The sequence below is a fragment of the Actinomadura sp. NPDC049382 genome, assembly GCF_040677125.1.
Classification (GTDB): Bacteria; Actinomycetota; Actinomycetes; order Streptosporangiales; family Streptosporangiaceae; genus Spirillospora; species Spirillospora geliboluensis.
On the sequence record NZ_JBFARO010000056.1, the window covers coordinates 44,226 to 50,800 of the forward strand.

A 6,575-nucleotide genomic window follows, 5' to 3' on the forward strand; every position below is an offset into this window, starting at 1 on the left:
CTGGTTGGCCTCGGCTCAAGAATCGCACTTCGCCGGGCCTTTTTGCAGCCACCTGGAGGACGGCAGGGAGCACACTGACATATGTCATTTGGCCACGCTTCGCAGAGCCAGCAGGCAGGCTGCGTGCATTACAGCAAATGACTCGGAGAGGCCGCTGGTAGCCGCACCAGAACAATGAGACGCCTGGCGATCTGCCACCTGACAGACTGATATCTACTGCAAGCTATCTGTCGGGTTATAGTTCTATTATCTCCCTACTCGCGCCCGGAAGCGAGGGTGTTCGCGGTGGGAGATGGAGTCCATTCGGAATGGGGAGAAGGCGCGGAGGGTTCGCGGACCCCGACCGACCCGCGAGACCTCCGCGCCTTCGCTCGTGGGGCGCGTCAGTAGCCGCCTCCTGCGGCGCCTGCAGCCTTCTTACCGGTGGGGGTGGTCGCCCACCAGACCCCGCCGACGCCCTGGCCCTTCGTGTCGCCGGGCTGCTCGTCCTTCTCGTAGTAGTACATGGGCCAGCCGTTGATGGTGAGCTGGCACTTGCCGTCGTCCTTGCGTTCGATGAAGCCGACGACCTTCTTGCTGACGCCTTCGAGCTTGAGCTTCTTCCAGCCCTTGAAGGTGGCCGGGGGCCACGCCTTCTTGCAGGCGCCGAAGCAGTTGGTGGTCGGCGGCTTGTTCGTGTCCCTGTCGTAGCGGTACAGCGTCCGACCGTCGCCGTCGGTCAGGATCAGGCCGAGCTTCGGGTCGTTCTTCGCCTTGACGACCGTCCAGCCCTTCCAGCGGTTGTCGGTCTTGACGGGAGCGGCCTTCTTGCCGGTCGGGGCGGCGGCGTACCAGGTGCCGCCCACGCCCTGGCCCTTCACGTCGCCCGGGCCCTGGTCCTTGGCGAACCGGTACAGCGGCCATCCGGCGAGGGTGACCTGCCAGGTGCCGTCGGGACGCTTGACCTTGCCGACGAGCGACTGCTCCACGCCGGTCGCCTTGATGTCGCCCTGGCCGGCCACGGCCGGCGGCCAGGCGCGGGCGCACGCGTCAGCGCAGGTGGACGCGGGCGGGCGCGCGGTGTCGTTGTCGAACCGGTACAGCGTCATGCCGTTCCCGTCGGTGACGACCTTGCCGAGCTTCGCGACGCCCGCGACCTCCAGCGCGGTCGGCGCCGCGGCGGGCGCGGGCGGGGCGGCCGGCGCGGCCTGCGCCTGGGAGCCGGCGGCGGTGTTCTGCCCGCCGCCGGGGCGCTCCTGCCCGCAGGCGCTCACGACGAGTCCCGTCGCGGTCAGGGCGGCCGCTAGGGGGATCACCCAGCGTGGGAATCTCATGGCGTTGTCCTCCCGGTCGTCTGGGCCCCGGCTCCGGTCCAGGTCCCGTCCCGCGATCCGGGGCGAGCCGCCGCGCCGCTCGCCCGGATCGACGAGGAGTACGGTGAACCGCACGGAAGGGGTTCAAGCCGGGAACCGCGGACCCATCGGACGGGTCAAAGCAGGGCGAAGGCGACAAGGAAGGCAGCGGTGACCGGAGACGAACCTGCGGGCGGCACGATCGACCTGACCAAGCGGCCGACCAGCAGACGTCCGGAACCCGAGCGGCAGGGCCCTGCCTGGATCGTCGTCCCCGCCCGTGTCGTCGCGCTGATCGTCGTGCTGCCGCTGCGGCTCGTCCACGACCTGTTCGTACTGCTCGGCCGCGGCCTGCGCGGCACCGGGCGCGCGCTGTACCGGTGGCTGCTCGCCCCGCTCGGCCGGCTGGCCGCCGCGATCGGCCGCGGCATCGCCGCCGTGCTGGACTTCCTCCTGCTGCGGCCGCTGCGGTGGCTCGCCGTCGTGGTGGTCCTCGGGTTCCTGCGCTGGTTCGGCCGCGGGTCGGGACGGCTCGCCCGGTGGTTCTACCGCGCGCTGATCGCCCCGGTCGGCCGGTTCTTCGCGATGCTCGGACGCGGCCTCGGCCGGCTGCTGGAACTCGTCCTGCTGCGTCCGCTGGTGTGGCTGATCGGCGTGCTCATCGTCCTGCCGGCGACGCTGCTGTGGCGGTACGTCCTGCGCCCGCCGCTGCTCGTCCTCGGTTGGCTGTGCCGGGTCGCCTGGAGCGGCCTCACCTGGCTCGGACGCGGGACGCTCCTCGTCCTCGGCGCCCTCGCGGCCGGGGTGGTCTGGTCGTGGCGGGCGCTCGGGCGGTGCCTCGGCTGGCTGGGACGGGTGCTGTTCGTCGTCCCGGCGCGGGCTCTGTGGCGGTACGTCCTGGCGCCGATCGTCGCGGGGGCGGTCGGCGCGTGGCGGCTCGCGGCCCGCTTGCTGCGCTGGCTCTGGCGCACGTTCGTCGTGCTCCCGGTGCGGGTCGTGGTCGTCGTCCCGGCCCGCTGGGTGGGGACGAACGTGCTGCGGCCGATCGGGCACGGCATCGCCGCGGCGTGGCGGGTCTCGGTGCTGGAGCCCGCCCGGTCCGTCCGCCGGACGATGCGGCAGGCGACCCGGGACGTCCGCCTGGCCCTGCGCCGCACCTTCCGCGGGCACTGATCGCAGGCCCGCCGGAGGCGGCTGAGATAATCGAGCACGATGTATCGATTCCTGTTCTCCGTGGTCATCACCCGCGTCCCGGCCGAGGCAGCGCACCACCTGACGCTGCGGGGGCTGCGCGCGATCCAGGCCGTGCCCGGGCTGGCGCCGCTGCTGCGGCGGCTGCTCGCCCCGCGCGACCCGGCGCTCGCCGTCCACGCGCTCGGGCTGGACTTCCCGAGCCCGCTCGGGCTCGCCGCCGGGTTCGACAAGGACGCCGTCGCCTACGAGGCGCTCGGCGCGTTCGGGTTCGGCCACGTCGAGATCGGGACGGTCACCGGCCGCCCGCAGCCCGGCAACCCGACCCCGCGGCTGTTCCGGCTCCCGCCCGACCGGGCGGTCATCAACCGGATGGGCTTCAACAACGCGGGCTCCGAGGCCGCCGCGCGGCGGCTGCGCGACCGCCGCCCCGGCACGATCGTCGGCGTCAACATCGGCAAGACGAAGGCCGTCCCCGAGGCGTCGGCCGCCGCCGACTACGTCGCCAGCACCGAGCGGCTCGCCCCCTACGCCGACTACCTGGTCGTCAACGTCAGCTCCCCCAACACGCCCGGCCTGCGCGACCTCCAGGCCGTCGAGCACCTCCGCCCGCTGCTGACGGCCGTGCGGGAGGCCGCCGACCGGGCGTCCGCGCGCCGCGTCCCGCTCCTGGTCAAGATCGCCCCCGACCTGGCGGACGACGACGTCGACGCGGTCGCCGACCTCGCCCTCGACCTCGGCCTGGACGGCATCATCGCGACCAACACCACGATCGGCCGGGACGCCCTGCTCAGCCCGCCCGCCCTGGTCAAGGAGACCGGCGGGCTGTCCGGCGCGCCGCTGAAGGAGCGCTCGCTGGACGTCCTGCGCCGCCTGCGCGCCCGCACCGGCGGACGGCTCGCGCTCATCTCCGTCGGCGGCGTCGAGTCGGCCGACGACGTGTGGGAACGCGTCCGCGCGGGCGCGACCCTCGTCCAGGGCTACACCGGAATGATCTACGGCGGCCCGTTCTGGGCGCACCGCGTCAACCGCGACCTGTCCCGCCGCCTCCGCGCGAGCACCTTCCGCACCCTGGACGAAGCCCGCCGCTGACGCGTCCCGCCCGGCTTTTCCCCTGCCCGCGCGCATCGGCGGGACGCCTGCGGGCACCGTGCCCGTATGGCCGGCGAGTTGATCACCCGCAGGACGCTGCTCACCCGGATCGCGCTGGCGCTGCTCCTCGGCGTCCCCGCCGCCGTCACGCGGGCGGGCGGGTTCGACCTGCCGGCGGTCGCGGCCATGGTCGTGTCCGGCGCCGGGGTGCTGGCCGCGGCCGTCCTGCTGATGTGGGCCGCGGAGACCGCGCGCGCCGACATGTCCGGGGCACTCGCGCTGGCACTCCTCGCCCTCATCGCGGTGCTGCCCGAGTACGCGGTCGACCTGTACTACGCCTACGCCGCCGGAACACGGCCGCAGTACACCGCCTATGCCGCCGCCAACATGACGGGCGCGAACCGGCTGCTCGTCGGCGTCGGCTGGGCGCTCGTGGTGCTGGCGTTCACGCTCGGCGTCCGCCGCGTCTCCGGACGGGGCCGGCACGCGGCCCCCGGCACCGGCCGCCGCGACGTCATGCTGACGAAACGCCACCGCGTCGAGCTGGGCTTCCTCGCGCTCGCGGGCGTCCTCGGCTTCGTCCCCGCGCTGGCCGGCGAGATCGGCTGGTACATCGCGATCGTGCTGATCGCCGTCTACGCCCTCTACCTCGCCCGGATCGCACGCGACCGCGGCCAGGACGTCGAGGAGCTCGCGGGCGTCCCCGCCCGGCTGGCCGCGCTGCCCGCCCGCCGCCGGCGCCTCGCGACCTGGACCGGCTTCGCCCTCGGCGCCGGTCTCGTCTACGCCTCGGCGAAGCCGTTCGCCGACGCGCTCGTGGACGCGGGCGCCGCCCTCGGCATCGACGAGTTCCTCCTGGTCCAGTGGCTCGCGCCGCTGGCGTCCGAGGCCCCGGAACTGCTCGTCGCGGTCATGTTCGCGTGGCGGCTGCGGGACGCCGACGCGATCGGGACGCTGCTGTCGAGCAAGGTCAACCAGTGGACGCTGCTGATCGGCACCCTCCCGCTCGCCTACCGGCTCGGCGGCGGCACCTGGTCGCTGCCGCTCGACTCACGCCAGACCGAGGAGGTGCTGCTGACCGCCGCGCAGACCGTCCTCGGGCTCGCCCTCCTCATCGACCTGGTCTTCAAACGGTGGGAGGCCGCCGCGCTGTTCGCGCTGTTCGCGGTGCAGTTCGTCCTGCCGGACGAGACCGCCCGGCTCGTCCTGTCGGGCGTCTACCTGGCGATCGGCTTCTCCGTGCTGATCCAGCGGCACCGCGACCTGGGCGCGGCGATGTCGGCGGTCGTCCGGCCTAGATGAAGAAGCCGTCCGCGATCAGCTCCGGCAGCACCGCGTCGGCGTGCGCGCGGACCTGGTCGGCGTCCATGCCCGTCAGCTGGGCGATGGCGCCGAGCAGCGGATCGAGGGGCAGCGTGCCGTCGCAGACCCCGGCGAGACCGGCCTCGACCGTCCCGACACCGGCCGCCCGGCGCAGCCGCCGGGTCTGCCGCAGCACGATCCGCTCCGGGTCCTCGGCGCCGGGCGGGCCGACCTGTTCCTGGACGAGCCCGTCCGCCGCCGCGAGAAACTGTCCACAGGCTGTGGAAAACTCCGCGCCCTTCCGGAGCCCGTCCAGGATCTCGCCCGCGTAGGCGCCGACGGGCTCCTCGACGGCGTGCCGCAGCTCCTCCACCCGCACCACGGGACGCTCGCTCCGCCGCAACGTGATCCACCCGAACCCGACCCCGACGACGTTCCGCCGCTCGAAGTGATCGAGCCACGCGTCGTACCGCGCCCGGTACTCGGGCGTCCCCGCCTCACACGAATCCCGGAGCCACAACTCGGCATACTCCGCCGGATCCTGGACGTCCCGCTGGACGATCCACGCGTCGCAGCCGTCCACCCACGTGCCGACGCGCTCGTCCCACGGCACCCCGTCGACATGCAGCCAATTCGCCAGGAGCTGGCAGTATCCGCCGTCTTCCAGATGCTGCGCCGCCTCGCCGACGAGCCGCCGACAGAAGTCGTCCCCCGCCATCCCCGACTCGCGGTAGGTGAACCGCGGCCCCTCCTCCGGCGCCACCACGAACGGCGGATTCGACACGATCAGATCGAACCGCCGCCCCCGCACCGGCTCCAGCAGCGACCCCGCGCGAAGCTCGGCGCCGTCCACGCCGGAGAGCGCGAAGCTCATCGCCGCGAGCTCCAGCGCCCGCGGATTGACGTCCGTCGCCGTGACGCGCGCGGCCGGATTCCGCCCCGCCACATGGACGGCCTGCACCCCGCACCCGGTCCCAAGATCCAGAACGTTGTCCACAGGGCTGTGGACAACGAGCCGCGCCAGACTCCCGGACGCCCCGCCCGTCCCCACGACATGATCGTCCGCCGGCACCCGCCCCGCCCCGGGCCGCACCTTCAGGTCGGACACGACATATCCGGCATGCCCATCGCCGTCGACGGCCTCCAGCGGCTCCACCCGCAGCAGCGCCCGCAGTTCCCCACCGGACACCTCGGCGAGACCCGCCGCCACCAGCTCGTCCGCCGCGATCGCGTCCGCCGGAACCGGCACCTGCAACCAGAACAGCCGCGTCAGCACCTCCACCGGCGACCCGCCCCGCGTGGCCCGCAACGCCGGCACGATCTCGTCCCGCGCCAACGCCCCACCCGCGACGCCCCCCAGCAGCTCCCGCACCCCGGCAACGGTGTACCCGCCACCGACCAACAACTCCCGCACCCGAACCAGACCGCTCACCAACCCATCCTCCCGGACAAGCCCACCCCCACACACCCTCTAACCCCGAACCTCAACCACCAGCCCCGGTGCGCCCGGAGGCCGCACGAGTTCCGGGGGTCGCCTCCCTGGGCCAACACGGGTCGTGGGGGGGGGGGGGGCCCCCCCCCCGCGGGGCGCCCGCCCCGCCCGGGGGGGGGGGGGGGTGTGGTGTGGGGGGCCGGGGGGGGGGGGGCACGGCCGGGGCC

General features: G+C 73.6%; 5 protein-coding genes. 3 read left to right on the forward strand and 2 right to left on the reverse strand.

Annotation, left to right across the window (positions count from 1 at the left end; genetic code table 11):
* Positions 1 to 383 precede the first annotated feature (383 nt).
* Positions 384 to 1,313, reverse strand: a complete 930-nt coding sequence (locus AB0K34_RS27775; RefSeq protein WP_364551859.1) for a hypothetical protein — start codon at positions 1,311 to 1,313, stop codon at positions 384 to 386.
* Between the two features lie 189 nt (positions 1,314 to 1,502).
* Between AB0K34_RS27775 and AB0K34_RS27780 the strand changes: the two genes are divergently transcribed.
* From AB0K34_RS27780 to AB0K34_RS27790, 3 genes are all read left to right on the forward strand, one after another.
* Positions 1,503 to 2,504 carry a hypothetical protein gene (locus tag AB0K34_RS27780; RefSeq protein ID WP_364551861.1) on the forward strand — a complete coding sequence of 334 codons (1,002 nt, stop codon included), beginning with the start codon at positions 1,503 to 1,505 and terminating at the stop codon, positions 2,502 to 2,504.
* 39 nt (positions 2,505 to 2,543) lie between these two features.
* A complete protein-coding gene (locus AB0K34_RS27785) occupies positions 2,544 to 3,614 on the forward strand; it encodes a quinone-dependent dihydroorotate dehydrogenase (RefSeq protein ID WP_364551863.1) in 1,071 nt (356 codons plus the stop codon).
* A 66-nt stretch (positions 3,615 to 3,680) separates the two neighbouring features.
* Positions 3,681 to 4,916, forward strand: coding sequence for a sodium:proton exchanger (locus AB0K34_RS27790; RefSeq protein WP_364551865.1), 1,236 nt, complete (start codon positions 3,681 to 3,683; stop codon positions 4,914 to 4,916).
* Here the strand turns inward: AB0K34_RS27790 and AB0K34_RS27795 are convergent.
* Positions 4,909 to 6,348, reverse strand: coding sequence for a class I SAM-dependent methyltransferase (locus tag AB0K34_RS27795; RefSeq protein ID WP_364551868.1), 1,440 nt, complete (start codon positions 6,346 to 6,348; stop codon positions 4,909 to 4,911). The genes AB0K34_RS27790 and AB0K34_RS27795 overlap by 8 nt on opposite strands.
* Positions 6,349 to 6,575: the final 227 nt, after the last annotated feature.

Coding starts and splice junctions, on each gene's coding strand:
- AB0K34_RS27775 (WP_364551859.1), bottom strand. CDS start 1,313: ATGAGATTCCCACGCTGGGTGATCCCCCTAGCGGCCGCCCTGACCGCG.
- AB0K34_RS27790 (WP_364551865.1), top strand. CDS start 3,681: ATGGCCGGCGAGTTGATCACCCGCAGGACGCTGCTCACCCGGATCGCG.
- AB0K34_RS27785 (WP_364551863.1), top strand. CDS start 2,544: ATGTATCGATTCCTGTTCTCCGTGGTCATCACCCGCGTCCCGGCCGAG.